The sequence below is a fragment of the Leifsonia sp. McL0607 genome (assembly GCF_049993355.1).
In the GTDB taxonomy this organism is placed as follows: Bacteria; Actinomycetota; Actinomycetes; order Actinomycetales; family Microbacteriaceae; genus Leifsonia.
In genome coordinates, this window is the sequence record NZ_CP188253.1 from 847,033 (window position 1) to 861,869 (window position 14,837).

General features: G+C 69.9%; 17 protein-coding genes. 7 read left to right on the forward strand and 10 right to left on the reverse strand.

What is annotated here, in order from left to right; translation table 11 throughout:
• Window positions 1–12 precede the first annotated feature (12 nt).
• A complete protein-coding gene (locus ACPPVW_RS04170; protein WP_426625278.1) occupies window positions 13–831 on the forward strand; it encodes an ABC transporter permease in 819 nt (272 codons plus the stop codon).
• Window positions 828–1,643, forward strand: coding sequence for an ABC transporter permease (locus ACPPVW_RS04175; RefSeq protein WP_426625279.1), 816 nt, complete (start codon window positions 828–830; stop codon window positions 1,641–1,643). Before ACPPVW_RS04170 ends, ACPPVW_RS04175 begins: the two co-directional genes overlap by 4 nt.
• Window positions 1,644–2,006: 363 nt before the next feature.
• On the opposite strand, the gene ACPPVW_RS04180 is transcribed toward ACPPVW_RS04175, so the two are convergent.
• The 3 genes from ACPPVW_RS04180 to ACPPVW_RS04190 form a co-directional block, all read right to left on the reverse strand.
• Window positions 2,007–2,954 carry a patatin-like phospholipase family protein gene (locus ACPPVW_RS04180; RefSeq protein ID WP_426625280.1) on the reverse strand — a complete coding sequence of 316 codons (948 nt, stop codon included), beginning with the start codon at window positions 2,952–2,954 and terminating at the stop codon, window positions 2,007–2,009.
• Window positions 2,955–3,292: 338 nt separating this feature from the next.
• Window positions 3,293–3,886, reverse strand: coding sequence for a GNAT family N-acetyltransferase (locus tag ACPPVW_RS04185; protein ID WP_426625281.1), 594 nt, complete (start codon window positions 3,884–3,886; stop codon window positions 3,293–3,295).
• Between the two features lie 8 nt (window positions 3,887–3,894).
• The gene (locus tag ACPPVW_RS04190) at window positions 3,895–4,716 is read right to left on the reverse strand and encodes an MBL fold metallo-hydrolase (protein ID WP_426625282.1); all 822 of its coding nucleotides are present in this window, start codon (window positions 4,714–4,716) and stop codon (window positions 3,895–3,897) included.
• A 198-nt stretch (window positions 4,717–4,914) separates the two neighbouring features.
• Between ACPPVW_RS04190 and ACPPVW_RS04195 the strand changes: the two genes are divergently transcribed.
• Window positions 4,915–5,352 carry a VOC family protein gene (locus tag ACPPVW_RS04195; protein ID WP_426625283.1) on the forward strand — a complete coding sequence of 146 codons (438 nt, stop codon included), beginning with the start codon at window positions 4,915–4,917 and terminating at the stop codon, window positions 5,350–5,352.
• An 88-nt stretch (window positions 5,353–5,440) separates the two neighbouring features.
• Here the strand turns inward: ACPPVW_RS04195 and ACPPVW_RS04200 are convergent, their stop codons facing one another.
• Complete coding sequence (locus ACPPVW_RS04200; RefSeq protein ID WP_426625284.1) at window positions 5,441–5,857, reverse strand: hypothetical protein; 417 nt, start codon at window positions 5,855–5,857, stop codon at window positions 5,441–5,443.
• A gap of 206 nt (window positions 5,858–6,063) precedes the next feature.
• Between ACPPVW_RS04200 and ACPPVW_RS04205 the strand changes: the two genes are divergently transcribed.
• Complete coding sequence (locus ACPPVW_RS04205; RefSeq protein ID WP_426626245.1) at window positions 6,064–6,294, forward strand: hypothetical protein; 231 nt, start codon at window positions 6,064–6,066, stop codon at window positions 6,292–6,294.
• 33 nt (window positions 6,295–6,327) lie between these two features.
• Here the strand turns inward: ACPPVW_RS04205 and ACPPVW_RS04210 are convergent, their stop codons facing one another.
• The 4 genes from ACPPVW_RS04210 to ACPPVW_RS04225 form a co-directional block, all read right to left on the reverse strand.
• Window positions 6,328–6,714: an SHOCT domain-containing protein gene (locus tag ACPPVW_RS04210; RefSeq protein WP_426625285.1), complete on the reverse strand. Its 387-nt coding sequence runs from the start codon at window positions 6,712–6,714 to the stop codon at window positions 6,328–6,330.
• 97 nt (window positions 6,715–6,811) lie between these two features.
• On the reverse strand, window positions 6,812–8,377 hold the full coding sequence (locus ACPPVW_RS04215; RefSeq protein WP_426625286.1) for a carboxylesterase/lipase family protein: 1,566 nt from the start codon (window positions 8,375–8,377) through the stop codon (window positions 6,812–6,814).
• The gene (locus ACPPVW_RS04220) at window positions 8,377–8,547 is read right to left on the reverse strand and encodes a hypothetical protein (protein WP_426625287.1); all 171 of its coding nucleotides are present in this window, start codon (window positions 8,545–8,547) and stop codon (window positions 8,377–8,379) included. The genes ACPPVW_RS04215 and ACPPVW_RS04220 overlap by 1 nt, the downstream gene beginning before the upstream one ends.
• Complete coding sequence (locus tag ACPPVW_RS04225) at window positions 8,544–9,845, reverse strand: MFS transporter (RefSeq protein ID WP_426625288.1); 1,302 nt, start codon at window positions 9,843–9,845, stop codon at window positions 8,544–8,546. Before ACPPVW_RS04225 ends, ACPPVW_RS04220 begins: the two co-directional genes overlap by 4 nt.
• Window positions 9,846–10,002: 157 nt before the next feature.
• Between ACPPVW_RS04225 and ACPPVW_RS04230 the strand changes: the two genes are divergently transcribed.
• On the forward strand, window positions 10,003–10,569 hold the full coding sequence (locus tag ACPPVW_RS04230; protein WP_426625289.1) for a TetR/AcrR family transcriptional regulator: 567 nt from the start codon (window positions 10,003–10,005) through the stop codon (window positions 10,567–10,569).
• 47 nt (window positions 10,570–10,616) lie between these two features.
• On the opposite strand, the gene ACPPVW_RS04235 is transcribed toward ACPPVW_RS04230, so the two are convergent.
• On the reverse strand, window positions 10,617–11,945 hold the full coding sequence (locus ACPPVW_RS04235) for an AMP-binding protein (RefSeq protein WP_426625290.1): 1,329 nt from the start codon (window positions 11,943–11,945) through the stop codon (window positions 10,617–10,619).
• Window positions 11,946–11,958: 13 nt separating this feature from the next.
• On the reverse strand, window positions 11,959–12,384 hold the full coding sequence (gene paaI / locus ACPPVW_RS04240) for a hydroxyphenylacetyl-CoA thioesterase PaaI (RefSeq protein ID WP_426625291.1): 426 nt from the start codon (window positions 12,382–12,384) through the stop codon (window positions 11,959–11,961).
• Window positions 12,385–12,630: 246 nt separating this feature from the next.
• Here paaI and ACPPVW_RS04245 point away from each other — a divergent pair, with 246 nt between their 5' ends.
• Together ACPPVW_RS04245 and ACPPVW_RS04250 are read left to right on the forward strand one after the other, a co-directional pair.
• Window positions 12,631–13,602, forward strand: a complete 972-nt coding sequence (locus ACPPVW_RS04245; RefSeq protein ID WP_426625292.1) for an alkaline phosphatase family protein — start codon at window positions 12,631–12,633, stop codon at window positions 13,600–13,602.
• 544 nt (window positions 13,603–14,146) lie between these two features.
• A complete protein-coding gene (locus tag ACPPVW_RS04250) occupies window positions 14,147–14,785 on the forward strand; it encodes an alkaline phosphatase family protein (RefSeq protein WP_426625293.1) in 639 nt (212 codons plus the stop codon).
• The last annotated feature ends 52 nt before the right edge of the window (window positions 14,786–14,837 follow it).

Sequence of the window (14,837 nt, forward strand, 5' to 3'; positions counted from 1 at the left end):
GGGAGATCAGGGATGAAGGCCCGCCTGGGCTTCCTGCTCGGGCCTCCTCTGCTCTGGCTCGTCGTCATCTACCTGGGCTCGATAGCCGTCCTCCTGGTCTCGTCCTTCTGGACCGTGGACGGCTTCACGGGCGCGGTGGTGCCGACCTTCACGCTCGAGAACTACGCGACGCTGGTCACCGACCCGCTCTACGGGACGGTCGCACTGCGGACGCTGCTCGTGGCCCTCGGCGTGACGCTCATCGACGCCGTGGTCGCCTTCCCGATGGCTCTGTACATCGCGAAGGTGGCCCGGCCGAGCCGGAGGGCGATCTATCTGGTGGCGGTGACGACACCGCTCTGGGCCAGCTACCTGGTCAAGGCGTACGCGTGGCGCATCCTCGTCGAGCCGGGAGGCCCCATCGCGGTCGCGACGGGAGGGAACACGCCCGGGTTCGGCCTCCCGGCGACGGTCATGACGCTGGCGTACCTCTGGCTGCCGTACATGATCATCCCCGTCTACGCCGGGTTCGACCGCGTGCCCGACTCGTTCTTCGAGGCCAGCTACGACCTGGGCGCGTCGACCTGGCGCACGATCCGGACGGTCGCGTTCCCTCTGGTGTTCCCGGCGATCGTGGCCGGGTCGATCTTCACCTTCGCGCTGAGCTTCGGCGACTACATCGCGGTCGGGATCGTCGGAGGCAAGACGCAGCTGCTCGCCAACCTCATCTACGGCCAGCTGGTCACGGCGAACAACCAGCCGCTCGCCGCCGCGTTGTCGGTCATCCCGCTGGTCGCGGTCGTGCTCTACCTGCTCGCGGTCCGCCGTACGGGTGCATTGGAGAACGTATGAAGCTGCTCTCGACTCCCGCGCGCATCGTCGTCGGGCTCTGCATGGCTGTCGGCCTGGTCATCCTCTACGTGCCGCTGCTGCTCATCGTTCTGAACTCGTTCAACAGCTCGCGCACGTTCTCGTTCCCGCCTCCCGGGTTCACCCTGCAATGGTGGGTGGACGCGTTCCACTCCCGCGGAGCGGCCGATGCGCTCGGGACCTCCGTGATCGCCGGGCTGTGCGCGTCGGCGATCGCCCTGGTGCTCGGGACCATGGCCGCATTCGCGGTGCAGCGGTTCCGGTTCTTCGGGCGGCAGAGCATCAACTTCTTAGTGGTCCTGCCGATCACGCTCCCGGGCGTCGTCACCGGCATCGCGCTCGCGTCGACGTTCACGACGGTGCTGGGCCCGGTGGGCGTGACGCTCGGGATGGCGACGGTCATCATCGGCCACGCCACCTTCTGCATCGTCATCGTCTACAACAATGTGCAGGCGCGGCTGCGGCGCATGGGGACCTCCCTCGAAGAGGCCTCCGGCGACCTCGGCGCGCGCGGCTGGCAGACGTTCCTGTGGGTGACGCTGCCGCAGGTGCGCGGGGCGCTCGCGGCCGGTGTGCTGCTGGCGTTCGCACTGAGCTTCGACGAGATCGTCGTCACGACGTTCACCGCGGGACCTGCTGTGCAGACCCTCCCGATCTGGATCTTCCAGAACCTGTTCCGGCCGAACCAGGCGCCCGTCGTGAACGTGGTGGCCGCGGTTCTGACGATCCTCGCCATCATCCCGGTGTGGATCTCGCAGCGCCTCGCCGGCGACTCGGTGTCGAGCCGGGTGTGAGAAGGCGCGTGCGCGGGCGCACTTCGCACATTCGCGCGCCGAAGTACGCGAAGTACCGCGCCGCGCCGCGTACCTGATGCGGCCCGCAACTCCGGAGGTCCGGGCCCGGGCGGCGGCATTCTCCGTCGTTACCGACTTCCGGGCGGCGTGTCGCCCGCAGACTCCGGAGTTGCCGACCGCGGTCGGCTCCTCCGGAGAGCTGCGAGGACACGCCGGGCAAAGGCCCGTTCCTCCGGACATCCACGGCGAGGCGCGGCGGATCTCCGAAGTTACGGACCACCACGGCGAGGCGCGGCGGATCTCCGAAGTTACGGACATCCACGACGGGGAGCGGCAGGTCTCCGGAGTTACGGACGCCGGAGGCTAGGCGACCCTCCCGGCGACGCGCGCGGCCTCCCGCCGGCCTTGCTCGAACCCGGCGCGCGCCGACGGCGGCCGGGTCGCCGGGTCCATCTGGTTCGTGCCCATGGCCTCCAGCGAAGCCGGGTCAGGAGTGATCACGACCACCCGGCTGCCCTGCCCGCGCAGCGCCTCCACCTGGTCGTCCAGGCCGTACCCGGGGAACCGCCGGATGCCCTCGAACTGCCCCGGCCGCCGCCAGTCCGGGCCGCCGAACGGCGAGAGGACGATCACTGTCGCGTAGCCTGCCGCCAGGTCGGCGTTCTCGGCCGAGCGCACGCCTCCGTTGATGTAGTGGACGCCGTCGATGATGTGTGTCGCGGTGCCGCCGGGCAGCGCGGTGCTCGCGGTGACGGCGTCGGCCAGCTCCACCCCCGAGTCGCGGTCGAAGCGCACCAGCTCGCCGGTGTGCGCGTTGAGCGCGACGAGGAGCATCGGACGCTCCGGCCAGTCCTGGCGCGGCAGACGGGAGGCGACGAGCGCGCGACGCTGGTCGGCGCCCGGGCGCAGCACCGCGTCACTCTCCAGGGCGAAGGCGCCCATCGCCTTCTGCAGTTCCTCCGCCGAGCCTGCTGCGGCGCCGATGGCGCGCAGCCGCTCGAAGAGCTCCTGCTGCGGGATCGACGGCGGGCGTGGGGCGGGGTTCTGCCCGACGCCGCCCTCGGGGCGTGCCAGCGCCGCCAGTGCGGAAGCGAACAGCTCGGCCGCCGGCACCCCGCTGCGCACAGCCGCGGCCGCGGTGGAGCCCGCCGAGGTGCCGATCACCAGATCGGCGGCCTCCGTCAGATCGAAGCCGGCGTCGGCCAGGCCGGCGATGACGCCGATCTGCCAGGCGTTGCCAGCGGCTCCGCCGCCGCCGAGGACGAGCGCGACGTCGTGAGAGGACGAGTTCAGTTCGTTGTTCTGGGTCATGTCGTGATCCTTGAAGAAGAGGTACCTGCAACGGGCACCCGAGGATCGTCGACCACGCGCGAGAGACTGCTGCGCGCTAGAGGCTTCGACGCGAGGGGGCGAGCACCCGACTGTTGATGGAAATCGGACTCACCTCCTCAGCTGGCGCGCTGCGACAGCGCATACGGACGAACGGTTGAACGATAGTCGCAGGCGCGGGCCACCGCAAACGACCGCATCACGACGCCTGTGGCGGTACGTGCTCCAGCCCGAGTCCGGGCCGACCGTAGGTGCAGAGCAGCTCCCCGATCAGGTGGTGGAGGGCCGCCGGGCTCTCCGAGTAGTAGGCCGCCGAGCGCTCAGCCGAAGACCAGGTACGTCCCCGGCTTGCCCGGCTCCCGCAGCTCGAAGCGGAGGACGAGGTCCGTTCCCGTCAGGAGGCTCACCTGTTGCTCGAACTGCTCGTTCGTGACGAAGACCACGCGCTCGAAGCCCCAGTCGTCGCGCAGCCAGGAGCGCAGTGCGTCGAGCAGCGACGCGTCGAGGCCGGCCTCCAACTGCGACAGGCGCACCCAGAAGTACGCGACGGCGTCGACGTCCTCCCACGCGTCGTCGCCGACGGGTGTGACCGTCGACTTCGCCAGGAAGGCCGCTGTCGTCGGGAAGAGATAGACGCAGCCCAGGCAGACGGTGTCCTCCGGGTCGCGCACGGTGAAGGTGAAGGCGCGGTGCTCGGCGTGCCGCTGCTGGAGGCCCGCGAGGTCGGCGCGGTTCGCCTCCACCGTGAAGCCGTCCTCGGGCCACGACGACTGCTCCCACAGCCGAAGCAGCTCGCGCGTCTCCGCCACCGCGGCATAGTCGTCCGCAGCGTCGTCTGCGCGGATCGGCCGCAGGAGCATGCGGTCGGTCGTCAGCCCGGTGGGGACGGGCTCGGCAGGATCGCGGAAGGACACGATGCTGGTCAGGCCCCGGCCGCGCGCTCGATCGAGAACTGGTCGAGCTGGCGCTCGTGCACGCTGCGCACGAACTCCCAACCTTCGCGCGGGGACTCGACGCGCGCGTCGAGCGGCTCGCGGCCGTCGCGCAGGGTCTCGACGTAGGCGCGGTCCTGGGCGAGACGATCGCGCAGCACGGCAGCGTCGCCGACGGAACCGTGCCCGGGGATGACGACCGTGGCCTCCCCCGCCTGAGACTCCAGCAGGAGCAGCGCCGCGAGGTAGTCGCCGAGCGGGTCGGCGGCGCCTGCCAGGTCGAGCATGGGGATGAAGGCGTCGGACAACATGTCACCGGCGACCAGCACCCCGGCGGAGTCGATCAGCAGCGCAGCATGCCCGGGCGCGTGCGCGCGATGCTCGAGGATGCGCACCGTCGGTCCGTCCCACGAGATCCGGTCGGCGCCGACGGGCAGCCCGGTGATATCGTCACCGAGCGCTTCGAGGCGGACATCCTCCGGGATGCCGAACAGGCGCGCGTCGATCCCATTCGCCAGCCGCTGGCGCGCGGTGTCCGCGGCGAGCGCGGTGGCCCAGTGGTCGGTGGCCCCGCGGCCTGGCGCACCGAGCGCCGGGTGCCAGAGCAGGTGGTCCCAGTGCGGGTGGGTCGCGAAACCCGCCGCGACCGTGTACCGGGCTCGCTGGAGGTCGTCAGCAAGGCAGAGGATCTCGCTCTCGTGGATGCCCGGGTCGACGACCAGCACTCCCGATTCCCCCACGACGACGACTGCGTTGGTCTGACACCACGCACTGGTATGGACGAACACCCCGTCAGCCACTTCGCTCAGCACGGTGCCCAACCTACCCCGCCCGCTCCTCCCGCAGACAGGAGATCTGGCCGGGACACTCCCGCACCTTCCTTTCGGAGACCTCTGACAGGAGATCCTCGCGCGAGTCTCCTGTGTTGCACAGGACGGCCTGCGACGACCAGCGCGTCGGCGCACAGTCGGCGCGAATCGTCGCGCGCGACGGTGGGTACCATGCACAGCATGCCCATCAGACTCGACAACATCGGTATCGCGGTGCGCGACCTCGAAGCAGCCATCTCCTTCTTCACCGACCTCGGCCTCGAGGTCGTCGGACGCGACACGGTCAGCGGCGCGTGGACGGACACCGCGGTCGGCCTCGACGGCAACCACGCGAAGATCGCGCTGCTGCAGACGCCGGACGGGCACGGCCGCCTGGAGCTGTTCGAGTACCTCCACCCCGAGGCGATCGAGACCGAGCCCACGCTTCCCAACGAGATCGGCATGCACCGGGTCGCGTTCGCCGTCGACAACCTCGGGGCCGCCCTGGAGGTCGCGGCGACACACGGCTGCTATCCGCTCCGCGGCGTCGCGACCTACCAGGACATCTACGCGCTGACCTACCTCCGCGGCCCGAGCGGAATCCTCGTGATGCTGGCGGAGGAGCTGCAGAAGGGGTGACTCGCCTCGGCCTGTGCGCTCGCACGCTCACGTGGGCGCCGCCGACGCCGCCGCACGGATGAACGCCGGCGCCCCGGAGGCCCGGCGATCAGCGCCCGACGGCGGTGCGCAGGATCGCAGCGATCCGCTCCTTGTCCGCGTCGGTCATGCTGGTGACCGCGAAGCCGACCGGCCACAGGCCGCCATCGTCGAGCTGCGCCGCCTGCTGGAACTCGATCGTCGCGTAACGGATCTTGAACTTCGATCCCGGCTTGAACGCGACGACGGTCTTGCCCGCGGCGTCGGCGTACGCCGGCATGCCGTACCAGGTCTTCGCGGTCAGCGACGTGTTCTCGGCGACCAACTGATGGAACGCCTCCGCGAACTCCCTGTCGGTCCCCGTCATCGCGGCGATGGCCTCCTCGCACGCCGCTGCGGCGTCCGCGCCCTCCTGCGCAGCCTTCTTCTCGGCGACGGCCGCCTTGATCGCCGCCTTCTCCTCTTTGCTGAACGTGGTGTCGGTCATGGTTTCGTTCCCCTTTCGTGACCTGTGTTCAATCTAGGGTCCGGGCCGGTGGGCCGCTTCTCCGATCCTGCTCACTTCGGAGTCGGCCAGGACGCGTCGAAGGTCTAGCCAAATCGCGGTCACAACGATCACACTGTGCGCACCCGGCACTTCCGTCGCAGTCGGCGAGGGACCGGTGCCCGGCGACAGGGAGGTATGCCGTGACCATGCACCACCCGTCCGTCCACCACGAGCCGCACCTCGACGAGACCTCGCCGGTCCCCTACCTGCGGCACGGTCAGCTCATCTCGCTCATCCGCTGGAACCGCGTCGCCGGCGATTGGAAGTACACGACCCTCCTGGCCGAGTACGCCGGGCGCGACGACAAGCACTGGCAGGTGATCGCCCACGGCCAGCCGATGACCCTCGACCGGGCCGAGTGGGCGATCTTCAACTGAGCCGGGCGCCTCGCCGGCCGCCCCGCCGGACGCTCAGGCGGTCCCGGCGAGCGCCTTCGCCTTCAGCGCCTCGAACTCGGCGGGGGTGATCGTGCCGGCGTCGAGCAGTTGCTTGCCCTGCTCGATCTCCGCCGCCGGCGAGCTCGTCGACGCCACGGACCGGATGTAGTCCGCCGACGCGGCCTGCGCCTGCGCCGCTCCCGCCATGCTGCGCTGCGCCATCCGGCCTCCGCGCGCGATCAGGTAGATGAACGCGGCGAGGAACGGCAGCACGACCAGGAAGATGCACCACAGCGCCTTCGCCCAGCCGTTCAGCTCGTGATCGCGGAACAGGTCGATGAACACCCGGATGAAGATCGAGATGCACACGATCACCAGATAGAACCAGAACGACCAGACGAGGAAATCCCAGAACGTCATCGCAGTCTCCGCTCCCCTGGCGGAGCGCCCATCGGCCCCGCGTGTCACGACCCTACGTCGTCCTGGCCACGCGCGGCTAGAGCCTGATCGCGCCGGCTCAGCGACCGTCCGGCAGCAAGGGCCGCACCGAGGCGTAGGCGTCGCTCTCGTCGCGGGTCGACGAGTCGTAGACGCGCACGATCCGGGCGACGTCGTCGTACCGCGCCCAGCCCGGGTCGCCGCCGGAGGCGAAGGCGACCGCGGCTGCGTGCACCTCGTCGGCGAGTGCCTGCGGCGGATTCGCTCCGGCCAGCGACTCCATCGCCGGACCGTCCATGCAGTCGAAGAAGAACGGCACGTCGAGGCAGTGCTCCGCGAACCCGAAGCGCCCGGACGGCCACGCGAACCGGTACACCCACGTGGGCGCGGCACCGCGATCGGCGACGACGTTCAGCACCGCGACGCGGAACATCCGGTCGGTCAGCACACGGCCGGCCAGCCGGGCCTTGCCCTTCGCGACGACGTCGGCGTTCGCCGCCAGGTAGGCCCTCCGGGCGCTCTTCGGGACACCGAGCTTGGCGAGCAGCACGCCGTTCGGCACGAGTGCCAGCCGCTTTCCCGCGTCGGCCATCGCCATCGTGAACTCGTCGTCGGTGGCGCCGAGCACGAGCGGCTTGCCGGCTCCGACTCCGCTCCGCAGCGACTCCGGCGTCGAGCGCACAAGGAGGTCGCCGTCGATCGCCGGGCCGAGCGGGAGGCCGGCCTCGACGACCTCGTTCAGGGCGTCGGGTCCGAGCTCCGTCACCTTCTTCTGCAGCTCCAGGACGCGTTCCTCGTCCTGCGTCGCCCAGCCGGCGCGGGTCGGCTCGACGCCGGCGGAGGCGGCGAGCGCACGTCCGAACGCCTCCGACTTCTCCGGCGTCACGTCGGCGAGCGCGGCGGAGATCGCGTAGACGGCGCGGAAGAGGTGCTGCGCCTTCTCCATGCCGAGCAGCGTCAGCACGGCCCCGCCGCCGGCAGACTGGCCGGTGATGGTGACGCGCGCGGGGTCGCCGCCGAACGCCGCGATGTTCTGCTGCACCCACTCCAGGGCGAGCAGCCAGTCGCGCACGCCGCGGTTCGACGGCGCGTCCTCGATCCAGCCGAAGCCGTCGAAACCGAGCCGGTAGGAGATGGTGACCGTCACGACGCCGTCGCGGTTGAAGTTGCGTCCGTCGTACCAGGGGCTCGCCGGGGAGCCGGCGAAGTAGGCGCCGCCGTGGACGTACACGAGCACGGGGAGGCCGTCGCCGTCGGGCGCCCGCTCCGGGCTCGGCGTGTGCACGTTGACGTTCAGCGTCGACTCCCCAGGGATGCTCGGCTCGGGAATGAGCGTCACTCCGGGGTCGCCGCGCTGGGCGGTGGGCGCGAACGCCGCGGCGTCGAGCACCCCCTCCCACGGGACCTTCGGCACCGGCGCGGCGAAACGCAGCTCGCCGACGGGCGCCTCGGCGAACGGGATGCCGAGGAACGCTGCCGAGCGCAGGCGTCCGCGCGCACCGGATCCGGGGGCGGTCGTGTCCTTCCAGCGTCCGCGCACGGTCCCGGCGCGGGTCCGCACCTCGGGGTGCGCCGCCTCCTCCGGGCGGAGCTGGGCGTCGGTCGTGCCCTCCGCATCGGCGGACGGCATGTGCGTGTTCTCCATCAGGCGACCTCCGCCATCGCATTGCCACTGTGTCTGCCGTCGATGGCGTCCTCATCGAGGAGGGGCCGGTCGATCCCATCGCCGCTATTCTCCTCCTGGCCGGTGGAGAAGACCGGCTCGTTCGTGCCGGCGCATCGCATCTCGCATCGGGAAGTGCCGGCATCGGTCACTTGACGCTCTTGATCGGCGCGGTGGCGACGGCGCCGAGGACCGCGAGCACGATCGCGAAGACGAACAGCACCGGGTAGCCGCCGAGGAAGCCGATGATGATCGCCGCGATCGGCGCGCTCAGTGCCTGCGGGATGTTGGTCGCCACGTTGAGGATGCCGAGGTCCTTGCCGGCGGCGCCGCCCTCGTTCGGCAGCACCTCCGTCATCAGGGCCGCATCCACCGACATGTAGATGCCGAACCCTATGCCGTTGATGACGCTCATCGCGATCATGCCGGTCAGATCGGGCATGATCAGCGGCACGGCCAGGCCGACTGCCATGACCACGGTCGCGGTGTAGATGAACACCTTGCGGCCCGCCTTGTCGCTCCACCATCCCGAGACCACGATCGCGATCAGGGTGGGGACGAGGGCCACGAGCGTCAGGGTGATCACCGCACCGGTCGCCGCCTCGAGCGAGAGCTTGATGTAGTCGGTGAGGATGTAGAGCTGGTAGGTCGTGACCACGAAGTTCCCGAGGATCAGCAGGAAGCGTGCGGTGAAGGCCCAGAAGAAGTCGGGGTGCGTGCGCGGGTTGATCCAGAAGCCGGAGAAGAACGCGCCCCAGCGGAACGGCTCGATCGAGGCGTTCTTCGACGACCTGTCGCGGTTGATCACCACGAACAGCAGCGTCACGACGATGACGGCGCCGCCGAAGACCGCGTAGCCGACGCCGAGCTGCTTCGCGAAGGCGCCTGCGAGCATGACGCCGACCGTCATTCCGATCTGAGTGCCGAGGCCGATCATGGCGCTCGCACCTCCGCGCTTGGAGCGGGGGAAGCGGTCGGCCGTGATCGCGGTCAGCGGCGCCTGCACGAAGTTCAACGCGACCTGGATGACGACCCAGAACACGGTGATCCAGAGGAGGTCGGTGAGCGAGCCGAGACCGAACAGGAAGATGCCGCCGACGATCGCGCCGACGACCATCCAGGGCGCGCGGCGCCCGAACCGGGAACGCGTGCGGTCGCTGAACGCACCGGCGAGCGGCTGCGCGAACAGGGTGAAGACGAACGACGTCGTGGTCACGATCGCGAGGTTCCCCACCTTGTGCGCGGGATCGAGCAGCGCGACCTGCACGGGCAGCAGAATCGAGATGAGCCCGCCGTAGGTGGCGAAGAGGGTCAGGGAGGCGGCGAGCAGGCTGGGTAGCAGGCGCTTGTTGGCGGGCGGGCTGGCGGCGGGCTGGCCGAGGGGCTGCTGGGAGCTGATGAAACCGGCCGGCGCGATCTCGGCGGTGGGGTCGGGAGGCGTGATGGTCAATGAGGCTCCTCGTTCAGCAGGACAGGCGCGATCCCAATACCAAACACTGTTCGGTTCTCTGAATCGTGACGATTGTGGCACCAAAACCCTAACGGCGCAAGGCTTTCGCCGCCGAAAGCCAGATACCGTTCGTGTTTCATCGCATATCCTGGATCCCATGGCCAAACGAGGCGCGTACGCGAAGGGCGTCGTCAAGCGCGAGGAGATTCTCGAGGCCGCGCTCGAGATCATCGGTCATCGCGGCTATCGCAGCGCCTCCGTGCGCGAGATCGCCGAGGCGGTGGGCCTCAGCCCCGCCGGTCTGCTGCACTACTTCGGCTCCAAGGAACAGCTCTTGGTGGAGATCCTCCGCGCCCGTGATGCGAACGACGCCCAGCAGTCCCCGGAGGTCGACTTCGCCGACTCCTTCCTCGAGGTGATCCGCCACAACGCGCAGGTGCCCGGACTCATCGAACTCTACACGCGCCTCGCCGCAGAGGCCGGCGACGCCGAGCATCCGGCGCGTGCCTTCTTCCTCGACCGCACAGCGACCGTGCACCAGACCGCGCGCGAGGCCCTCGTCTCCGCGCAGCGCGCCGGTCGCATCCGCGCCGACCTAGACCCGGAGTGGATCATCCGCGCCGGGCACGCTCTCGCCGACGGCCTCCAGAACGCCTGGATCCTGGACCCGACGATCGACATGGCCGCCGACGTCGGGCAGTTCTTCGCCCTGCTCAAGCCCTGAGCTTCATGACACGCGAGACGCGACATTCGCCGTGAATGTCGCGACGCTCAGCGGTAGTCGTACACGCGCTTGTACTTGCCCTCGCTGCGGGGGAGCTCGCCAGGCTCAGCGAGCACGACGCCGACGGAGGTGCCGATGTGCGTCTTGATCCGCTGCTTCAGCACCTCGGTGGCCGCCTGGCACACGTCTCGGTCGAGGGCGGGGTGGCGCTCGATGCGCACCGTGAGGGTGTCGAGCCTGCCCTGCTTGCGCAGTTCGAGCACGAAATGCGGCGTGAGCGTCTCGATGCCGAGGACGAGCTCCTCGATCTGCGTGGGGAAGAGGTTCACGCCGCGCAGGATGATCATGTCGTCGTCGCGGCCGGTGATCTTCTCGATGCGGCGCAGCGCCGGATACGCACTGCCCGGCAGCAGCCGCGTCAGGTCGCGAGTGCGGTAGCGGATGACGGGGAACGCCTCCTTGGTCAACGAGGTGAAGACCAGCTCGCCGTGCTCGCCGTCCGCCACCGGCTCGCCCGTCTCTCCGTCGATCGTCTCGGGGAGGAAGTGGTCCTCCCAGACGTGCGGGCCATCCTTGGTGATCACGGACTCGCTCGCGACGCCGGGACCCATCACCTCGCTGAGGCCGTAGATGTCGACCGCGTCGAGATCGAGACGGCGCTCGATCTCGGCCCGCAGCTCGTTCGTCCAGGGCTCCGCGCCGAGGATCGCGACCTTCAGCGTCGTCCCGCGCGGATCGAGCCCCTCCGCCTCGATGGCGTCCGCGATGGTCAGGAGGTAGCTGGGCGTGCACATGATCGCGTCGGGCTCGAAGTCGTGGATGAGCTGCACCTGTCGCGCGGTCTGGCCGCCCGACATCGGGATGACCGTCGCGCCGATCCGCTCGATCCCCGCGTGCGCGCCGAGACCTCCCGTGAACAGACCGTAGCCGTAGGCGTTGTGCACCCTCCAGCCGGCCTCCACGCCCGCGGCCCGCAGCGATCGCCCGACCAGGTCGGCCCAGCGGTCGAGGTCGCCCGCGGTGTAGCCGACCACCGTCGGACGCCCGGTCGTGCCGGACGAGGCGTGGATGCGGCGGACCTCCGACAGGGGGACCGCGAACATCCCGAACGGGTAGGTCGACCGGAGGTCCTCCTTGGTGGTGAACGGCAGGAGGCGGATGTCGCCGAGGGTGCGGATGTCCGCCGGCGCGACCCCGGCCTCGTCGAACTTGGCGCGGTAGAGCGGGACGTTCTCGTACGCGTGCCGCACCGTCCACCGGAGGCGCCTCAGCTGGAGCTCGCGGAGCTCGTCACCCGTGATCGTGGCGGGGTCTATCGCCGCGGTGTCGACCTCGGTGAGATCGAGCGCGGCTGGAGCGGTGGTCGTCTTCGACACGGGTCCTCCCGGTTCAGTCGGCCGCGCGGCGGGCGTCGCCGGCGGCGCGGTTGGTGGTGAGCGATCGGCCGCGGAACTCCGCGACCACGTTGCCTGTCTCGTCGGTCACGGTGACGTCGTAGACGCCGGTGCGCCCGACCAGGTTGCGGCGCACGGCGTGTGCGGTGAGCGTCTGACCTGCGCGCGTGGACTTGAGGAAGGTGATGTCGGCGCCGGCGGCGACGGTCACGCGCTCGTCCTCGTTGCAGGCGATCGCGAAGGCGGTGTCGGCGAGCGCGAACACGAGGCCGCCGTGCGTGATGGCGAAGCCGTTCGTCATGTCGTCGCGGACGGGCATGCTGACGATCGACTCGCCCGGCTCGTCCTTCTCGACCACCATGCCCAGGGCAGCGGAGGCCCGGTCGCGCTGCATCATCGGACGCACCGGCTCGACGCTCATGCGCGCACCGCCGGCCGAACCCCGCTCACCAGGAAAGCGTCGGACATCGTCATCCTCACCGCCGGCGGATCGACGCGTCACCTGCGAGACGCCGAATTCCTTACCGATCGTTCGGTAATACTCCCATCCGGAGAGCGCCCACGCAACCACGATCATCGTCGAGGGGCACGCAAACGCCCCTAAAACGCCCGCGAAAGGGCATTGACGTGCCCCTCGACGCACCGCGGCAGGGCGTACTGTGCTGTCATGACCAGCCGGCTGGGGCTCGCGGCGTGCGCCGCCGTGCTCGCCCTCGCGCTCACGGCGTGCACCCCGAGCGCGTCGGTGCCCGGCACGGCCCCGCGCGCCGGACCGACCGCCCCCGCGTCGCCGTCGACCGCCCCCGCATCGCCGTCGGCACCCCCACCTGCGGCAACCGTCTCCGCCGCCTCCCTCCAGCACATCGTCGTCATCGTCGACGAGAACAAGCCGGCCGGCTCGATCATCGGCAACCCCGACGCCCCCTACCTGAACCAGCTCGCGCAATCCGGCGCGCTCGCGAGCCGCTACTCAGCGGTCGCGCACCCGAGCCTCCCGAACTATCTGGCACTGACGAGCGGCACCACGGGAGGCATCACCAGCGACTGCAACCCGCCGGGCGGCTCTTGCCTGATCACCGGGCCGAACCTCCCGCAGGAGCTCGACCGGGCCGGGCGCTCCTGGAGGATGTACGCCGAGAACATGCCGGCGCCGTGCACGACCGCGAACACCCGCTTGTACGCGGTGAAGCACAACCCGTTCCTCTATTACCCGAGCGTCACCTCCGACCCGGGCTACTGCGCGTCGCACGACGTTCCCTACTCGCAGTTCGGCGCCGACCTCGCGTCGGCGGCCTCGCTGCCCGACTTCTCCTTCATCAGTCCGAATCTCTGCGACGACATGCACGACTGCTCCGTCGCGGCCGGTGACGCCTGGCTCCGGGCGAACGTCCCGCCGATCCTCGCCTCCCCGGCCTTCACCACGCAGCGCTCGCTCCTCGTCGTCACCTTCGACGAAGGGGACGCGTCGGACAACACGGTCGCGTGCGTGTTCGCCGGGCCGGCCGCGCGGCAGCATGCGGCCTCCGCGGCGCAGTACACGCACTACTCGTTGCTGCGGACCATCGAGGAGGCGTGGGGGCTCAACCCCCTCACCGGCGACGACGCCGCAGCGACGGCTTTGACGCCGATGCTGCAGTGAGCGGGAACGCCTCCAGCACGCCACGCTGACCCTGCGAATCCCGACACGATACCGGCGCCCGCCGCTCGCGCGTGCTTCGTTGGTGTCATGGCAGCAATCAAGCGCGTCATCGTCTTTCTCCAGGAGAACAAGACCACCGACTTCTACTTCCCGACGCTCTCGGAGTGGGGCGCACAGGTCGCCGACAACGGGCCACTGCGCACCACCGCGCCCGATTTCGACCAGCCGCACGACCGGAACGCCTGGGTGCACTACGCGATGGGCGACTACCCCGCCGAGCCGATGCAGCTCGACAACGACAAACCCATCCCCTACTGCAGCTGGCTCGCGAAGACGTTCGTCTTCAGCGACCACCACTTCGGCTCCGGCTCCAACTCGACCCCCGGTCACATGCTCGCCGTCGGAGGCCAGCTGCCGACGCTCAAGAACCCGCCGTTCATCGGGCCGCACCCGGTGTGGGACCTCCCGTCGATCTTCAGCGTCGCCCAGAAGGCAGGCGTTCAAGTTCTACACCTCGCTGTCGCAGCCGCCGGGGACAGACGAGGTGCACCCGCCGACGCAGTTCATCCCGATGGCGAAGGGCGGCACGCTGCCGGACGTCTGCTACGTCTGGTCCCCGGCCGGCTACGACGAGCATCCGCCGGCGATCGGCGCCCCCGACTACATCGCCAAAGGGCAGGGCCTGGTGTGGCAGCGCGTCCAGGCGGTCATCGACGGCGGAGGCTGGGACGAGACCGTCTTCATCCTCACCTGGGACGACTGGGGCGACTACGCGGACTCGGTGCCGACGCCGGCGATCGAGACCGCGCCCGACGCGCTCCATCCGGACGGCTTCCCGATCATCGGAGGCTCGCGCATCCCGCTGCTCATGTTCGGCGGCGCGGTCAGACAGGCGATCGATCCCGAATGGCATTCGCACGCCTCGATCCCGAAGACCATCTGCGACCTCCTGGGGCTCGGGACGTTCAGCGTGCCGCGCGTGGACGACGCGCCCTCCCTGGCCCACCTCGTGCAGCCGGGGCTCGGGCGTCCGGCGCCGCCCGCGCCCGGGACGACGTTCGCGCAGCCGATCGCACCGACTCCCGCGACCCGCCCCCGTGCCTCCCGCGCCGTGGCCCGGCCCGCTCGTGAGCGCGTCGGCAACTCCGGAGAATCGGCGCTGGCGGTGCGCATCGGCCCCTAACTCCGGAGATCCGGGCCGGGATCGAACCCGTCTCCGGAGTTGCGGACCCGGT